Origin of the sequence: Salinicola rhizosphaerae (assembly GCF_014652715.1) — a bacterium.
GTDB lineage: Bacteria > Pseudomonadota > Gammaproteobacteria > Pseudomonadales > Halomonadaceae > Salinicola > Salinicola rhizosphaerae.
This window is the reverse complement of the sequence record NZ_BMZI01000004.1, coordinates 65,988-81,521: the sequence shown is the minus strand read 5'-3', so window position 1 is coordinate 81,521 and position 15,534 is coordinate 65,988. Positions and strand designations below refer to the sequence as shown.

15 protein-coding genes are annotated in these 15,534 nt (G+C 64.7%); 11 read left to right on the top strand and 4 right to left on the bottom strand.

The features are described 5' to 3' along the window. The first annotated feature begins 61 nt into the window (after positions 1 to 61). From IE125_RS09140 to slmA, 10 genes are all read left to right on the top strand, one after another. Positions 62 to 655 (top strand): TRAP transporter small permease, encoded by a 594-nt coding sequence (locus IE125_RS09140; RefSeq protein ID WP_189444364.1) that lies wholly within the window; start codon positions 62 to 64, stop codon positions 653 to 655. Then, entirely contained in the window at positions 655 to 1,938 is a 1,284-nt protein-coding gene (locus tag IE125_RS09135) for a TRAP transporter large permease (protein ID WP_189444363.1), read from the top strand. The genes IE125_RS09140 and IE125_RS09135 overlap by 1 nt, the downstream gene beginning before the upstream one ends. Then, positions 1,938 to 3,455, top strand: a complete 1,518-nt coding sequence (locus IE125_RS09130; protein WP_229809024.1) for a mannitol dehydrogenase family protein — start codon at positions 1,938 to 1,940, stop codon at positions 3,453 to 3,455. The genes IE125_RS09135 and IE125_RS09130 overlap by 1 nt, the downstream gene beginning before the upstream one ends. Positions 3,456 to 3,457: 2 nt before the next feature. After that, positions 3,458 to 4,639: a mannonate dehydratase gene (gene uxuA / locus IE125_RS09125; RefSeq protein ID WP_189444362.1), complete on the top strand. Its 1,182-nt coding sequence runs from the start codon at positions 3,458 to 3,460 to the stop codon at positions 4,637 to 4,639. Positions 4,640 to 4,744: 105 nt separating this feature from the next. Further along, positions 4,745 to 6,004, top strand: coding sequence for a bifunctional phosphopantothenoylcysteine decarboxylase/phosphopantothenate--cysteine ligase CoaBC (coaBC, locus tag IE125_RS09120; protein ID WP_189444361.1), 1,260 nt, complete (start codon positions 4,745 to 4,747; stop codon positions 6,002 to 6,004). A gap of 85 nt (positions 6,005 to 6,089) precedes the next feature. Continuing rightward, on the top strand, positions 6,090 to 6,560 hold the full coding sequence (dut, locus tag IE125_RS09115) for a dUTP diphosphatase (RefSeq protein WP_189444360.1): 471 nt from the start codon (positions 6,090 to 6,092) through the stop codon (positions 6,558 to 6,560). 25 nt (positions 6,561 to 6,585) lie between these two features. After that, complete coding sequence (locus tag IE125_RS09110) at positions 6,586 to 7,137, top strand: YaeQ family protein (protein WP_189444359.1); 552 nt, start codon at positions 6,586 to 6,588, stop codon at positions 7,135 to 7,137. A gap of 77 nt (positions 7,138 to 7,214) precedes the next feature. Then, entirely contained in the window at positions 7,215 to 8,612 is a 1,398-nt protein-coding gene (locus tag IE125_RS09105) for a phosphomannomutase/phosphoglucomutase (protein WP_189444358.1), read from the top strand. Between the two features lie 100 nt (positions 8,613 to 8,712). After that, entirely contained in the window at positions 8,713 to 9,615 is a 903-nt protein-coding gene (argB, locus tag IE125_RS09100) for an acetylglutamate kinase (RefSeq protein WP_189444357.1), read from the top strand. A 116-nt stretch (positions 9,616 to 9,731) separates the two neighbouring features. Then, entirely contained in the window at positions 9,732 to 10,346 is a 615-nt protein-coding gene (gene slmA / locus IE125_RS09095) for a nucleoid occlusion factor SlmA (protein ID WP_189444778.1), read from the top strand. Positions 10,347 to 10,413: 67 nt separating this feature from the next. Here the strand turns inward: slmA and rpoH are convergent, their stop codons facing one another. The 4 genes from rpoH to ftsY all read right to left on the bottom strand — a co-directional run bounded on the left by rpoH (position 10,414) and on the right by ftsY (position 14,733). Further along, complete coding sequence (gene rpoH, locus IE125_RS09090; RefSeq protein ID WP_189444356.1) at positions 10,414 to 11,280, bottom strand: RNA polymerase sigma factor RpoH; 867 nt, start codon at positions 11,278 to 11,280, stop codon at positions 10,414 to 10,416. Positions 11,281 to 11,468: 188 nt separating this feature from the next. Next, positions 11,469 to 12,479: a permease-like cell division protein FtsX gene (ftsX, locus tag IE125_RS09085; RefSeq protein WP_189444355.1), complete on the bottom strand. Its 1,011-nt coding sequence runs from the start codon at positions 12,477 to 12,479 to the stop codon at positions 11,469 to 11,471. Next, positions 12,476 to 13,144: a cell division ATP-binding protein FtsE gene (gene ftsE, locus IE125_RS09080; RefSeq protein ID WP_189444354.1), complete on the bottom strand. Its 669-nt coding sequence runs from the start codon at positions 13,142 to 13,144 to the stop codon at positions 12,476 to 12,478. The genes ftsX and ftsE overlap by 4 nt, the downstream gene beginning before the upstream one ends. Continuing rightward, positions 13,141 to 14,733, bottom strand: coding sequence for a signal recognition particle-docking protein FtsY (gene ftsY, locus IE125_RS09075; RefSeq protein ID WP_189444353.1), 1,593 nt, complete (start codon positions 14,731 to 14,733; stop codon positions 13,141 to 13,143). The genes ftsE and ftsY overlap by 4 nt, the downstream gene beginning before the upstream one ends. Positions 14,734 to 14,860: 127 nt before the next feature. Here ftsY and rsmD point away from each other — a divergent pair, with 127 nt between their 5' ends. Beyond that, positions 14,861 to 15,514, top strand: coding sequence for a 16S rRNA (guanine(966)-N(2))-methyltransferase RsmD (gene rsmD, locus IE125_RS09070; protein WP_189444352.1), 654 nt, complete (start codon positions 14,861 to 14,863; stop codon positions 15,512 to 15,514). Positions 15,515 to 15,534 lie beyond the last annotated feature (20 nt).

The following is a 15,534-nucleotide window of genomic DNA, read 5'->3' as shown; positions in this document are numbered from 1 at the left end:
CGAATCTGACGAAGCATCGAGTCAGATTCCCGACCCCGCCATCACCCGTTCGGAGACTCTCATGTCGAATCAAGCAGCGGATACACAGCAAGAGGACGTCCAGGAGAGCCTCGAGGTTCTGAATCGTGTGCCCCGTCTGGGCGGCCCGCTGGGCAAGATCGCGGACGTGCTCGACCGAATCCTGCTGTTACTTGCCATCATCGCGCTGGTCGGTCTGTCGCTGACCGTACTGCTGCAGGTGGCGTCGCGGCTTTTCCTGCCGATCACCCTGTCCTGGACCGAAGAGCTGACGCGCTATCTGTTCATCTACATGGTGTCACTCGGCGCCGGTGTCGTGCTGCACCGTCACCGCAACGTCAACGTCGAGCTCTTTCACGGCTGGCTGGGCGCTCGCGGCCGGGCACTCTACCTGGTGCTGATCTCGCTGATCACCGTGGGTTTCGCCCTGCTGGTACTGCCCAACGCCTGGAAATTCGCCCAGATCGGAGCTTTTCAGACCTCGCCGACCCTACGCATTCCGATGATCTACATCTTCTACTCATCGGTGCTGCTGTTCGGCGCGCTGCTCTTCTACGGCTTGATCTGCGCGCTGGAAGGCCTGCTGGCTCTGATTCGCGGCACGCCCCGAAGCGATAGAACCCAAGAGGTGTCCTGATGGAAATCGCTGTTCTTTTTGTCACCTTCCTGGTGCTGCTGCTGGTCGGGCTGCCGATCGCCTTCTGTCTGGGCGTTTCCTCGGTCGCCTATCTGCTGCTTAGCGGGATCTCGCTGACGATCGTGCCGCAGCGCATGTTCTCCGGCATCGACTCCTTCGTGCTGCTCTGCATCCCCGGATTCGTCATGGCGGGCAACCTGATGAACGTGGGCAACATCACCCAGCACATCGTGCGCTTCTCCAATGCGCTGGTCGGCCATATCCGTGGCGGTCTCGGGCTCGCCAACGTCGGCGGTTCGATGATCTTCAGCGGTATCTCAGGCACTGCCGTAGCCGATGCCGCCAGCATCGGCTCGGTCATGATCCCGGGGATGGCCAAGAGCGGCTACGACAAGCCGTTCGCCGCGGCGGTGACGGCGGCGTCCTCGACCATCGGCCCGATCATCCCGCCGAGCGTGCCGATGATCATCGTCGGCTCGCTCTCCGGCATTTCCGTTGGTCGAATGTTCCTTGCCGGCGCCCTGCCCGGCCTGCTGCTCGGTGTGGCGATGATGATCACCGTCTACTGGCTGGCCGTGCGTCGCGGCTACCCCAAGGAAGAGCGTGCCTCGTTCAAGACTCTGATCAAGGAAGGCCGCAGCGCGTTCTGGGCGCTGCTGATGACCTTCATCATCCTCTACGGCATCATCGGCGGCCTGTTCACCCCGACGGAAGCCTCGATCGTCGCCAGCCTCTATGCACTGCTGGTCGGCACCTTCGTCTACAAGGGCATCAACTGGCGCAATCTCGGCGGCATCCTGTCGGACACGGTGATCACCTCAGCGGCGCTGATGCTGCTGGTCGGTCTGGCCAATCTGTTCGGCTGGATTCTGACCAGTCAGCAGATTCCGCAACTGCTCGCCAGTGCGATTCTGGGATTCAGCGACAACCCGATCGTGGTGATCCTGATCCTCAACCTGATCCTGCTCTTCGTCGGCGCTTTCATGGAGACCATCGCCGCGCTGATCATCCTGTTTCCGGCGCTGCTCGGCGTGGCGACCGGTGTCGGCATGGACCCGATCCACTTCGGCGTCATGGCCGTCCTGAACCTGATGATCGGTCTCACCACGCCGCCGGTGGGCGTCTGCCTGTTCGTGGTCTCGAGCATCGGCAAACTGCCCATGCTGCGCGTGGCCAAGGCGATCGTTCCGTTCCTGATCTGCAACCTGATCGTGCTGCTGCTGGTCTCTTTCATTCCAGCGCTGTCACTGTGGTTGCCCAATCTGCTGATGGGAGAGTCTTGATGCGTGCCTGCGACATGGACATCGAGCGCCGGCCGGCCGGTCGAGTTCCAGCCCGAATCGGTATCGTCCATCTGGGACTGGGCGCGTTCCATCGCGCCCACCAGGCCGTCTATCTGCAGCAGTGCCTCGACCGTACCGGGGCGGACGATTGGGGGATCTGCAGTGCCAACATTCGCTCCAACCGTGCGCTGGTCGACCAGCTGCGCGATGCCGACATGCGCTATCACGTCGCCGAGTTCAGCCACAGCGACAGCGTCACGGTGCGCGAGATCGGCGTCATCCGAGAGGCGCTCTACGCCGGCCCAGACGGTCCGGACCGGGAAGCTCTGATCGCCCGAATGAGTCACCCGGACGTACGTATCGTCACGCTGACCGTCACCGAAAAAGGCTATTTCCTCAATCCAGCCAGCGGCGAGCTGCTGACGAACGCCGAGCCGATCGCCCACGACATCGCCGAACCGGCGACACCATGGACGGCGCCAGGCCTGCTGGTCGCCGCGTTGACCAGACGTCGGCGGGCGAACATCGCCCCGTTCGCCGTACTCTGCTGTGACAACATGCCGGAGAACGGCAAGCGCACGCGTCGCGCCGTCATCTCGCTGGCCGCCGAGAACGACGCCCCGCTGGCGCAGTGGATCGCGGAGAACGTTGCCTTCCCCTCGAGCATGGTCGATCGCATCGTGCCGGCGATGACGGATAGCGACCTTGAAAGACTCGCCGCCATCGACGTCGACGATCCCGCCGCCGTGGTCTGTGAATCGTTTCGCCAGTGGGTGGTCGAGGACGACTTTCCCCAGGGGCGGCCCGACTGGGCAGCGGACGGTGTGGAGATGGTGAACGACGTGACGCCGTTCGAGACCATGAAGCTACGCCTGCTCAACGGCGCGCATTCGCTGCTGGCCTACTGCGGCTCGCTCGCCGGCATCGAAACGGTCGATGCCGCCGTGGCCCACCCGGCCTATCGCGAATTACTGCGTCACTACTGGCAGCGTGAAGCCATCCCGACGCTGACACTGCCCGCCGGCGCCGATGCCACCGCCTATACCGAAAGCCTGCTGGCAAGATTCGGCAATGACAGTCTTCGGCACCGGCTGATCCAGATCGCCATGGACGGATCGCAGAAGCTGCCTCAGCGCTGGCTGGCCGGGGCCGCGGCACGGTTGAACGGCGGCGCCACGCCACCGGCAGATGCAACGCTCGACGCCACCCTCATCGGCATCGCCGCCTGGATTCGCTTCATGGCCGGTCAAGATCTCGCCGGACACCCGCTGGCCATCAGCGACCCGATGGCTCCGACCTGCGCCGAATTGCACCGGCGTCACGCCGGCGATCCGATCGCGCTGGTAACGGCCTTCCTTTCTCTCGATGCGATCTTCCCTGCCAAGCTGCGCAATACCCGGGGGATCGTCGAGGCCATCGCCGACAGGCTTGACCAGTTCGAGCGCCAGGGACTCGACAACGCTATCGAGCGTTGCCTCGGCGACGCCTCCACTTCCGCCTCCAACCGGATACCCTGAACATGGAATACACCTGGCGCTGGTTCGGCCCCGCCGACCCCATCACCCTGGAAGAGATCCGTCAGGCGGGCGCGACCGGCATCGTCACCGCGCTGCATGAGGTCCCCAACGGCGAAATCTGGCCGGTTGAGGCGATCGCCGAGCGCAAGCGCACGATCGAGGCCGCCGGACTGACCTGGTCCGTGGTCGAGAGCGTACCGGTCCACGATGCGATCAAGCAGGGCTCGCCGGAAGCCGAGCGTTATATCGACAACTACCGTCGAACGCTTGCCAATCTCGGCGAGTGCGGTATCGACGTGGTCTGCTACAACTTCATGCCGATTCTCGACTGGACACGTACCGACCTCGCCTGGCCGCTGCCTGACGGCGGCACCGCGCTGCGTTTCGATCAGACGGCGTTTGCCGCTTTCGATCTCTTCCTGCTCGCACGCGAGGGTGCCGAAGCGGAATACAGCGAGACCGAGAGAGAGGCCGCCCAAGCCTATGTCGGCACGCTCGATGACGCCGGCCGAGCGCATCTCGTCGATACCATCATCGCCGGGCTACCGGGCACCGAAGAGCACTACACGCTGGAGGATTTTCGCCGCGCGCTCGCCGCCTATCGAGATATCGACGCCGAGCGACTGCGGGCCAATCTGGCGACGTTCCTGCGCGCTATCGTTCCGACGGCCGAGGAAGCGGGCGTCCGTCTGGCAATCCACCCCGACGACCCGCCTCGAGAACTGCTGGGCCTGCCCCGCGTGGTGTCGACTGCCGACGACGCCCAGGCGATTCTCGATTGCGCGCCGAGTCCCGCCAACGGGCTGACTTTCTGCACCGGCTCCTACGGCGTTCGCGAAGACAACAATCTCGTCGCGATGGTCGAGCGCTTTGGTCCGTATATCCACTTCGCCCATCTGCGTGCCACGCGCCGCGAGGCCGATCCACGCAGCTTCCACGAGGCCGGGCACCTGAATGGCGACGTCGACATGGTGGGCGTGATCGGTGAGCTGATTCACGAACGGCGCCGCCGCCAGCAAGAAGGCGGTCATCGCCTGCCCCTGCGCCCCGATCACGGTCACCACCTGCTCGACGATCTGACCCGCGACAGCCGTCCCGGCTACCCGCTCATCGGCAGACTCAAGGGACTGGCCGAACTGCGTGGGGTGGCGTGCGCCGTCGAGCGACTGTTACCCGGGCGCTGACGATCGCGTTGCGTCGGGCTCGCGTGCCCGGCGCTACGCATTCCCGAACGCGGGTGATAAGGTTGTGACCACGATTTTCGGAACCTTCCACCAGGGCATTCGACCATGTCGTCCTCCCCGCTTGCCTCGCTGGCTGGCAAACGCATTCTGCTCGGCATCAGCGCCGGTATCGCCGCCTACAAGAGCGCGTCGCTCGCCCGCCTGTTGAAGAAGACAGGGGCCGAAGTGCGCGTGGTGATGACCGAGGGCGCGCAGGCTTTCATCACGCCGCTGACGCTGCAGGCACTGACTGGTGAGCCGGTTCGCACCTCGCTGCTCGACCCGGAAGCCGAGGCCGGCATGGGTCACATCGAGCTGGCCAAGTGGGCGGACGTGATCCTGATCGCCCCGGCCACCGCCGATCTGATGGCACGCCTGGCTCATGGCCACGCCGACGATCTGCTGACCACGCTTTGTCTCGCCACCGAAGCGCGCTGCGTGATGGCGCCGGCGATGAATCAGGCGATGTGGCGACACCCGGCGACACTGGCCAATGCCGACAGGCTCGGTCAGTTCGGCTGGACGCTGCTGGGCCCGGATGCCGGCGATCAGGCCTGCGGTGATGTCGGCCTCGGTCGCATGCTCGAACCGGAGGCGATCTTCCATCAGCTAAGCGAGACACTCGCATCGAGTGGACATCCGTCTGTCGAGGCGATGACGATTCATCGAGACCTGGCCGGCAGGCATGTGGTGATCACCGCCGGCCCGACGCGGGAGGCGCTCGACCCGGTGCGCTATCTCTCCAATCACAGCTCCGGCAAGATGGGTTACGCGCTTGCCGCGGCCTGCGCCGCGCGCGGCGCTACCGTGACGCTTGTCAGCGGGCCGGTGTCACTGCCGACGCCGCCGGGCGTCGAGCGCCAGGATGTCACCTCGGCCGAGGAGATGCTGGCCGCAGTGGAATCTCGACTGCCCTGCGACCTGTTCATCGCCTGTGCCGCCGTGGCCGACTATCGCGCCGCCCATGTCGCCGAGCACAAGTTGAAGAAGACCGAAGACGAGAGCGGCCTGACGCTCGCGCTGGTACGCAACCCGGATATCGTCGCGACCGTCGCCGCTCGTGCGGACCGGCCCTTCACCGTCGGCTTCGCCGCCGAGACGCAGTCGCTGGAAACGCATGCCGGCAGCAAGCTCGAGCGCAAGCGACTCGATCTGATCGTCGCCAACGACGTCGCCCGTGGGGACCGTGGCTTCGGCAGCGATGACAATGCGGCCACGCTGCTGTGGCGCGAACGCGACGAGACACGCCGCCAGCCGCTGCCGCTGCAGTCGAAGAGAAGGCTTGCCGACGCCATCCTCGATCACGTGGTCGAACGCCTGCCCTGAACGGCGCCGACCGCCTGAGACCGCCACGATGTTAAGCTAGCCGTCTTCCGGACTCACTTTCGCTTTTCAGGAACGCTTTCTCGACATGTCATCTTCCAACTCGGCCCCCCGACTCTCCGTCAAGATTCTCGATGAGCGCGTGCGCGAATACCCTCTGCCGCACTACGCCACGAGCGGCAGCGCGGGGATGGATCTGCGTGCCCTGCTCGATGCACCGCTCGAACTCGCCCCGGGCGACAGCGCTCTCGTCAGAACCGGGCTCGCGATGCATATCGGTGACCCTCAACTGGCCGGTATCGTGCTGCCCCGTTCGGGGCTGGGCCACAAGCACGGCATCGTGCTTGGCAATCTGGTCGGGTTGATCGACTCCGATTATCAGGGCGAGTTGATGATCTCGGTCTGGAATCGCGGTCGCGATACGTTCGTCCTCGAACCGGGCGAGCGCCTGGCACAGTACGTACTGGTCCCGGTGGTGCAGGCGGAGCTGGAGATCGTCGAGGAGTTCGTCGCCACCGAACGCGCCGCGGGTGGCTTCGGCCACTCTGGTCGCCAGTGATCACTCTCACCAGGAGCCGACCGTCGTGGCCCTGAGCGCAACCATCTATAAAGCCAGACTCAACGTCAGCGATCTGGACCACCACTACTACGCTACCCACGCGTTGACGATCGCCTGCCACCCGTCGGAAACCTCGACGCGGCTGATGGCGCGGCTGATCGCCTTCATCGACAACGCGCATTTCATCGACGACGGCGACGATCTTGCCATGACGCGGGGACTCAGCAGCGAGGACGAGCCCGATCTGTGGCTCAAGACGCCGGATGGCCAGAACCGGCTGTGGATAGAGTTGGGTGAGCCATCGCTCAAGCGGATCAAGCAGGGGTTATCCCGTGCCGAGCGCGTCCTGATCTACCCCTACTCGCCTCGCAGTGCCGAGCAGTGGTGGAAGAAGCTCGGTCCCGATATCGAAGCCTTGCCGCGAGTCGAAGTTCGCAATCTGCCGTCAGCGCCTCTCGCCGCGCTGACGGAACGGGTCGACCGCAACCTGTCGCTCGATGCCACCTTGATGGAGGGCGAGTGGTTGATGACCGACGGCGTCGAGTCCGTGTCGTTGACGCTCGAGCCTTGGGGCTGAACGACTCCACCGAGGCGCGATTCACCGGATCCTGTCAGGCAGCGTCCAGAAGAGAAAGCAGACCCACGAGGCACGAGATGACTGAAGATTTTCCGACGCCGGTACCCGCTGCGATTTTCCGCGCTTACGACATTCGCGGTATCGTCGGCAAGACTCTCACCGAAACCGGGGTCGAATGGATCGGCCGCGCCGTCGGCAGCGAAGCGTTGTCGCGCGGGCAGCATCGGGTGATCGTCGCTCGCGACGGTCGCCACTCGGGCCCGACGCTACAGGCGGCGCTGGTTCGCGGGCTGCTCGCGACCGGTTGCGACGTCATCGATATCGGCCGAGTGCCGACGCCGGTGCTCTACTTCGCCACCGCCACGCTCGCCGACAGCGCGAGCGGCGTGATGGTTACCGGCAGCCATAACCCGCCGGACTACAACGGCTTCAAGATCGTGCTCGACGGCGTCGCCATCTCGGGTGACGCGATCACGGCGCTCTTCCAGCGAATCGAACAGAACGACCTGCGCGAGGGAACGGGCACGCTCGAAAGCCGCGATATCCGCAAGGACTATCTGGCCCGGATTGTGGACGATGTCCACCTCGAGCGGCCGTTGAAGGCTGTCGTCGACTGCGGCAACGGCGTCGCCGGCGAACTGGGGCCGGAGCTGATCGCGGCGCTGGGCGTCGAGACCGTTCCTTTGTTCGCCGAGATCGACGGCGACTTTCCCAACCATCATCCGGATCCCGGCAAGCCCGAGAACCTGCAGGATCTGATCGCCGAGGTGCGCGAGACCGGCGCCGACATCGGCCTGGCCTTCGACGGTGACGGTGATCGTCTCGGCGTGGTGACCCCCGCCGGCGAGATCATCTTTCCCGATCGTCTGATGATGGCCTTTGCGATCGATCTGCTCTCGCGACAGCCAGGCGCGCGGGTGATCTTCGACGTCAAATGCTCGGGGAATCTGTCCGAAATCATCGAACGCGCCGGCGGCGAGCCGGAAATGTGGCGCACGGGTCACTCGTTGATCAAGGCGCGCATGAAGGAGACCGGCGCTCTGCTCGGCGGCGAAGTCAGCGGACATATCTTTTTCCAAGAGCGCTGGTATGGCTTTGACGACGGGCTTTACAGCGCCGCGCGCCTGCTCGAGATCCTGTCTCGTCAGCCACTCGACGCCGACGCCTTCTTCGCCGCGTTCCCACAGGATCCGGGCACCCCCGAACTCAATGTCGAAGTCAGCGACGAGGAAAAATTCGCGATCGTCGAGCGCCTGGCCGAGCGTGGCGATTTCGGCCAGGGTGGCATCAAGACGACGCTGGATGGCATCCGCGTCGACTACCCGGATGGCTGGGGCCTGTGCCGCGCCTCCAACACCACCCCGATGCTGGTACTGCGCTTCGAGGGCAAGGATCAAGAGGCGCTCGGACGCGTGCAGCAGCGCTTCCGCGGTGCGCTCGCCGCGGTGCTGCCTGACGCCGAGCTCCCCTTCTAGATTGATGACGCTGCATTTTCAGGCTGACGAAGCTGCCTTTGCCGGTAGCGAGAGAAACGAGACGACAACACATGAACAACGGTTGGAGAGACAACGACTCATGAGTGCGAGCTCACGCGACCCGCGCCACGTGGTGGAGATACTGTCGGAGGCGCTGCCCTACATTCAGCGCTACTCCGGGAAGACGGTGGTGGTCAAATATGGCGGCAACGCCATGACCGAGGACAAGTTGATCGACTCGTTCGCCCGAGACATGGTGCTGATGAAGGAGGTCGGCATCAACCCGGTCGTCGTGCATGGCGGTGGTCCGCAGATCGGCCAGCTGCTGGCGCGACTCAATATCGAATCCCGCTTCGTCAACGGCATGCGCGTGACCGATGCCGAGACCATGGACGTGGTCGAGATGGTGCTGGGCGGGCTGGTCAACAAGAGCATCGTTAACCAGATCAACCAGTGCGGCGGCAAGGCGATCGGGGTGACCGGCAAGGACAACGCACAGATTCTGGCACGTCAGCTCAAGGTCGAGCACCGCACGCCGGAAATGACCGCGTCCGAGATCATCGATATCGGCCATGTCGGCGAAGTCGAGCATATCTCGACCGACCTGATCGAGATGCTCGCCGAGCGGGATTTCATTCCGGTCATCGCGCCGATCGGTGTCGACCGCGAGGGTCATAGCTATAACATCAACGCCGATCTCGTCGCCGGCAAGGTCGCCGAGGCGCTCAAGGCCGAGAAGTTGATGCTGCTGACCAACGTCGCCGGCCTGCAGGACGCGCAAGGCAATGTCATGACCGGCCTGTCGACGGAGCAGGTCGATGCCCTGATCGCCGACGGCACCATCTACGGCGGCATGCTGCCGAAGATTCGCTGCGCCCTCGAGGCGGTCAAGGGCGGCGTCGGGAGTGCGGTGATCGTCGATGGTCGAGTCGTCCACTCGACGCTGCTCGAGATCTTCACCGACGCCGGCGTGGGCACCCAGATCACCGATCAGCGGGACTGAGTGCCGATCGCCTGAATATGGCATCTCTCATCGACCACCCGGGCCAGGAGGGCCTGCTCGGCAAGACGTCGGGCGCTTCAAAGAGGAAGCCGGACAAGGCAGTGACAACAAACATCATGACGCAGGCAAGCTCTACACCTTCACGCCGTGAACAGATCCTTCAGGCACTCGCGCTGATGCTCGAAGAAGATAGCGGCAAGCGCATCACGACCGCCGCGCTGGCCCGCCAGGTCGGCGTCAGCGAAGCGGCGCTCTATCGCCACTTTCCGAGCAAGGCGCGTATGTTCGAGGGGCTGATCGAGTTCATCGAGACCAGTCTGTTCGAGCGAATTCGTCGTATCGTCGATGAGGCGCCGACGGCGCTCGAACAGTGCGAGACCATCGTCCAGCTGGTACTGGCTTTCGCCGAGAAGAATCCCGGGCTCAGCCGGCTGATGGACGGCGACGTTCTCACCGGCGAGACCGCGCGGCTGCGAACGCGGATGTCGCAGCTGTTCGAGCGTCTCGAGACGCAGTTCAAGCAGATCCTGCGCGAGGCGGAGCTTCGCGAAGGTCTGCGCGCCAGAGTGCCGACGAGCGCCGCGGCCAACCTGCTGTCGGCCTTCGTCGAGGGAAGAATCAGCCAGTACGTGCGCAGCGATTTCCGCCATCGGCCGACGGCACATTGGGAAGATCAGTGGCGCCTGCTGGGGAGCGGCCTGTTGGCGCCGACTCCCGCCGTCAACGTCTGAACGACGCAAAAAGCCCGGCGATCGCCGGGCTCTTGGTTTACTACTCCAACCTTTGATGGAGAACGCATCAAGCTGCCAAGGTGTCGCCCAGCTGCTGCTTGATCTTCTTCATCGCATTCTTCTCCAGCTGACGAATACGCTCGGCGGAGACGCCATAGACGTCCGCCAGCTCGTGCAGCGTGGACTTGTGCTCGGAAAGCCAGCGACGCTGCAGAATATCGCGTGAGCGATCGTCGAGCGAGCCGAGTGCGTCACGCAGGCGACGTGTGTAGTCCGCCTCCCAGTCATCGGCCTCGAGCTGCGCCGCCGGGTCGAAGCTGTGATCCTGCAGGTACTGGGCCGGGGCCTGGTAACCCTGCTCTTCCTCTTCACCTGGACTGGCATCGTAACCGGCGTCGTAAGCGGAGAGGCGGCCCTCCATCTCACGCACGACCGTCGGCTTGACATCGAGATCCTTGGCGATGGCATCGACTTCGTCATTGTTCAACCAGGCAAGACGCTTCTTGGCGCTGCGCAGGTTGAAGAAGAGCTTGCGCTGCGCCTTGGTCGTCGCGATCTTGACGATCCGCCAGTTGCGCAGCACGTATTCGTGAATCTCCGCCTTGATCCAGTGGACCGCGAAAGAGACCAGACGCACACCCTGGTAAGGGTCGAAGCGCTTGACCGCCTTCATTAGGCCGACGTTGCCTTCCTGAATCAGGTCGGCCTGCGGCAGGCCGTAGCCGGAATAGCTGCGGGCGATATGCACCACGAAACGTAGGTGCGACATGATCAGGCGCCGTGCGGACTCCAGATCGTCCTCTTCGTGCAGCCGCACGGCGAGATCATGTTCTTCGTCCGCGGTCAGTATCGGAATGCCGTTGACGGCCTGAATGTAACCGTTGACGTCGTTACCTGGGGAGAGATTCCCGATCGTTTGAAGACTCGTGCTCATGTGCAATGTCTCCATGCTAGGCACCGCAGCGGCGGGAGAGCGTCAGGCTCCATCCCACTGTGACCGCGCGGCGCGGCAGTTTGTTCTGCCCATTGGCGAGGTAATCTATATGACCTCGGCATGGGCCAAAAGTTCAAGGCTTTCAGTAGCGCCATTGACGGGCGCTTTGGCCAGACAGGGCGTTAAGCCTAGCGGGGCTTGATGTCGGCAAGATGACGGCCGACGGCGATCCAGGCACCCAACCAGCCAAGTATTGTACTAAAGAACAGCAGAAAAGCCGAATGCGTCAAGCCCAATGATGGCAGCGTGAACTCAGCCCCATAACTCTGGGCGAGTGCAGCGACCGGCGCCGCCAGCCAATTGCCGCCGAGCGCGAGAATGACCAGCGCAAGCGCACCGCCGCCGAGGCCATACCAGGCGCCGCTATAGAGAAACGGGCGTCGCACGAAGGCGTAGGTCGCGCCGATCAAGGTCACGACTTCGATCTCCTGGCGGCGACTCTCGACCGCCAGCCTGACGGTGTTACCGACCACCAGCAGCACGCCGAGACCGAACAGCAGCGCCAGGCCGAGCGTCACCCGTTGCCCCAGCGCAGCAAGCTGCTGCAGACGGTCCAGCCAGGCCAGGTCGAGACGCACCTCGTCGACACCGGGAAGCTGCTTCAGACTTTGACTCAGCGTCTGAACGGCCGCCGGCGTCGTATCGTCCGGCGTGACCACGACACTCGCCGGCAGCGGATTCTGGTCGAGTTCCGACAGCGCATCGTCGACGCCAAGCGACTGCTGGAAATCCGCCAGCCCTTCCGCCGCCGTCACCAGTCGCGTCGCCGCCACGCCGGCCTGATCGCCGATGTTCGTGGCCAGGCCCATGGCCCGAGTCTCGTCGACGTCGGCATCGAAGTAGACGGTCAGCGTGGCGCTGTCGTCGAGCCGATCATCGAGCAGCCGAGCGCTGTCCAGCACCAGCCAGAGACCCGCCGGCAGAATCAATGCGATGGCGATGGCCAGCATGGTCAGCAGGCTCGAAACCGGTCGCCGGATCAGCCGCCGGGCACTGTCGGTCATGATCTCGCGATGGTGGCGCAGCCAGGCTCGCCCACCGCCGCCATGCTGCGATCCACCGCGTTGCGATCCACCCTGCCGCGATGTGGCCCGCTGCGCGCCGCGCCGGCCGGCTTCGGGTTGGCGCCGTGCGTTCATGCCGCCTCCTCGTCGCTGATCAGACGTCCTTGGCCCAGCTTCAGCACGCGGTGGCGCAGACGCGCGATCAAGGCCAGGTCGTGACTCGCCACCATGACGGTCGTGCCGATGCTGTTGAAGTCCTCGAGCAGGCGCATGATGTCGGTCGAGAGTTGAGGGTCGAGGTTCCCCGTCGGCTCGTCCGCCAGCAGCAGCGCCGGCTTGTTGACCACGGCGCGGGCGATACCGACCCGCTGCTGCTCACCCGTGGAGAGCTCGATCGGCAGCGCCCGCTCGCGGTGCAGCAACCCGACCTTGTCCAGCGCGGCACGCACGCGCCGCGCTGCATCGGCAGGTTCCACGCCCTGAATCGTCAGCGGCAGCGCCACGTTGGCGAAGATATCGCGATCGAACAGCAGTTGATGATCTTGAAACACGACCCCGATCTGGCGACGGTAATAAGGCACCTGACTGATGTGCAGCCCGTCGAGATCGTGACCGGCGACCATCACCCGACCGCGCGATGGGCGTTCTAGTCGCATGATAAGGCGCAGCAGCGAACTCTTGCCCGCGCCGGAGTGGCCGGTCAGGAACACCATCTCACCGCGCTCGATGCGGAAGTTGATATCGGCGAGCGCTTCGAAACGCCCGCCGTAGCGCTTGCCGACATGCTCGAAGGCGATCATGAAGCGGAATCGTCCTCCTGCTCGGCGTCACGACCGAACAGCGCCTTGACGAAAGTATCCGCATCGAACGGCCGCAGGTCATCGAGGGTTTCCCCCACGCCGATGAAACGAATCGGCGTCCCCGTCTTCTTCGCCAGCGCAAAGATGATGCCGCCTTTCGCGGTGCCATCGAGCTTGGTCAGCGTGATACCGGTTACCGGAATCGCCTCGTCGAACGTCGTCGCCTGGGAGATCGCGTTCTGCCCGGTACCGGCATCGAGTACCAGCATCACCTCATGCGGAGCCTCGGCATCGAGCTTGGCCATGACCCGCTGCACCTTCTTGAGCTCTTCCATCAGGTGGCTCTTGTTGTGCAGGCGCCCGGCCGTGTCGGCGATCAGCACGTCGACCTTGCGCGCCCTGGCTGCAGCAAGCGCATCGTAGATAACCGAAGCGCTATCGGCGCCGGTGTGCTGGGCGATCACCGGCACGCGATTACGCTCCCCCCAGACCTTGAGCTGCTCGACGGCCGCGGCGCGAAAGGTGTCGCCAGCCGCCAGCATCACGCTGCGCCCTTCGTTCTGGAAGCGCTGTGTCAGCTTACCGATGGTGGTCGTCTTGCCCACGCCGTTGACGCCGACCATCAGGATGACGAACGGTCCCTGGCCTTTTGGCGGCAGGCTCAAAGGCTGGCTCACCGACTCGAGTAGTCCCGAAAGTTCGTCCTGGAGCGCCCGATAGAGAGCGTCGGCATCGGAGAGCTCCTTGCGACGGACTCGGGCCGTGAGGCGCTCGATGATCTCGCTCGTCGCGTCGATGCCGACGTCCGCCATCAGAAGCTGGGTCTCGAGATCCTCGAGCAGATCCTCGTCGATCTGCTTCTTGCCGACGAGCAGATCCGCAATACCGTCTGTCAGATTGGCGCGGGTTCGCCCGAGACCGGCGCGAACGCGGGCCAGCCAGCCGCGCTTGGGCTTTTCCTGCGGCGCCTGCGACGCGGGTTCGGGTGTGACGTCAGTGGCAAGCTCGGCTTCACGCGTCTGCGCCGCCGGGACTTCCTCCACTGCCGATTGCGCCGACTCTGCCGGCAGCGACTCGCTCAACGCGGCTTGCGCCGCGGCCTCCTCGCGGGGCGCCGGATCATAGGGCGTGGCGGCAGGCGGCTGCGGCTCGGTCCATTCGACCGGAGCCGGCTCCTCGTGAGCTGGCGCCTTGACGGCGTCGTCAGGGCGGTTCTGGGCAGTCGACCCTTCGTCGACACCAGCCGCCGCCTCGTCGGCGGGCTTCTCTTCCACGTCCACGCGCGCGACGTCGCCGACCTCGGCAACATCTTCCGAAGGCTCGGCGCTCCTGTCGGCCTGCTTGTCAGCCTCGGGGGTTGGCGAACCGTCGGCCGTATCAACGCGCTCATTCTCGGCCTGCTCATCCGCGGCCTGCTCATCCGCGGCCTGCTCGGGCGCGCCGGGCGGGTGTTCGACCGCGGCGTCGCCGGCGTCAGCGCCGTTCTCGACTGATGCGTCAGCCGCTGCCTCGGCCTCCTCGCGGCGCGCCTGTTCCTCGTCGGCTCGTTCCTGCTGCTGTTTCTTGCGACTCTTGAATAGTCCGAACATGGGTGGCTTCACTGCTGATAGCCGCCCGGCAGCACCCTCGGATGCCCGCCGCAGCGGCTCGAAAAAAGAATCGATATCGGGCCCACATCCTATCACCGCGACAGTGGCGGGGGTACAATCCGGCGCCATGAATCGACGACGTGCATCCGCCCGCCCCCGCGGCGCAGACAAGGGTTCCGGCACCTCCAGCGGGCATACCGGTAGCGGCCAGCTGCGCCTGATCGGCGGGCAGTACCGGCGACGCAAGTTGCCGGTCGCGGCCAGCCCTGGGCTCAGGCCAACGCCCGATCGCGTCCGCGAGACGCTGTTCAACTGGCTCGCCTTCGAGGTGGCCGGGCGTCGAGTGCTGGATCTCTACGCCGGCACCGGCGCCCTGGGGCTGGAAGCGCTGTCGCGCGGCGCGGCGGAAGCGGTCTTCGTCGAATCCACGCCGCCGGTCGCCCGCGCCATCGAGAACAACGTCTCGACGCTTGGCGCCAACGGGCGTGTCAGCACGCTTGCGGCGCTCGATTATCTGCAGGGGCCGGCATCGCCGTTCGACCTGGTGTTTCTTGACCCGCCCTTTCGGCAGGGCCTGGTAGCGCCGACCTGCGACGCGCTCGAACGTCGCGGATGGCTGGCGTCGGATGCGTGGATCTACGTGGAACACGAACACGAGCTGACATGGACACCGCCGGCCCGCTGGCACAGACATCGCGAGATTCGGGCCGGTGACAGCCAGGGAGTGCTGTTCATGCGCCAGCCCGCCGAGGCCTCGCCGGGAGCAGGCCATGATGGCTGACGTCGCTGATTCGAGACGCT

Excerpts from the sequence above, each read along its gene's own strand:
- IE125_RS09140 (WP_189444364.1), top strand. The coding sequence starts at position 62 with ATGTCGAATCAAGCAGCGGATACACAGCAAGAGGACGTCCAGGAGAGC.
- IE125_RS09135 (WP_189444363.1), top strand. The coding sequence starts at position 655 with ATGGAAATCGCTGTTCTTTTTGTCACCTTCCTGGTGCTGCTGCTGGTC.
- IE125_RS09130 (WP_229809024.1), top strand. The coding sequence starts at position 1,938 with ATGCGTGCCTGCGACATGGACATCGAGCGCCGGCCGGCCGGTCGAGTT.
- uxuA (WP_189444362.1), top strand. The coding sequence starts at position 3,458 with ATGGAATACACCTGGCGCTGGTTCGGCCCCGCCGACCCCATCACCCTG.
- coaBC (WP_189444361.1), top strand. The coding sequence starts at position 4,745 with ATGTCGTCCTCCCCGCTTGCCTCGCTGGCTGGCAAACGCATTCTGCTC.
- dut (WP_189444360.1), top strand. The coding sequence starts at position 6,090 with ATGTCATCTTCCAACTCGGCCCCCCGACTCTCCGTCAAGATTCTCGAT.
- IE125_RS09105 (WP_189444358.1), top strand. The coding sequence starts at position 7,215 with ATGACTGAAGATTTTCCGACGCCGGTACCCGCTGCGATTTTCCGCGCT.
- argB (WP_189444357.1), top strand. The coding sequence starts at position 8,713 with ATGAGTGCGAGCTCACGCGACCCGCGCCACGTGGTGGAGATACTGTCG.
- slmA (WP_189444778.1), top strand. The coding sequence starts at position 9,732 with ATGACGCAGGCAAGCTCTACACCTTCACGCCGTGAACAGATCCTTCAG.
- rpoH (WP_189444356.1), bottom strand. The coding sequence starts at position 11,280 with ATGAGCACGAGTCTTCAAACGATCGGGAATCTCTCCCCAGGTAACGAC.
- ftsX (WP_189444355.1), bottom strand. The coding sequence starts at position 12,479 with ATGAACGCACGGCGCCAACCCGAAGCCGGCCGGCGCGGCGCGCAGCGG.
- ftsE (WP_189444354.1), bottom strand. The coding sequence starts at position 13,144 with ATGATCGCCTTCGAGCATGTCGGCAAGCGCTACGGCGGGCGTTTCGAA.
- ftsY (WP_189444353.1), bottom strand. The coding sequence starts at position 14,733 with ATGTTCGGACTATTCAAGAGTCGCAAGAAACAGCAGCAGGAACGAGCC.
- rsmD (WP_189444352.1), top strand. The coding sequence starts at position 14,861 with ATGAATCGACGACGTGCATCCGCCCGCCCCCGCGGCGCAGACAAGGGT.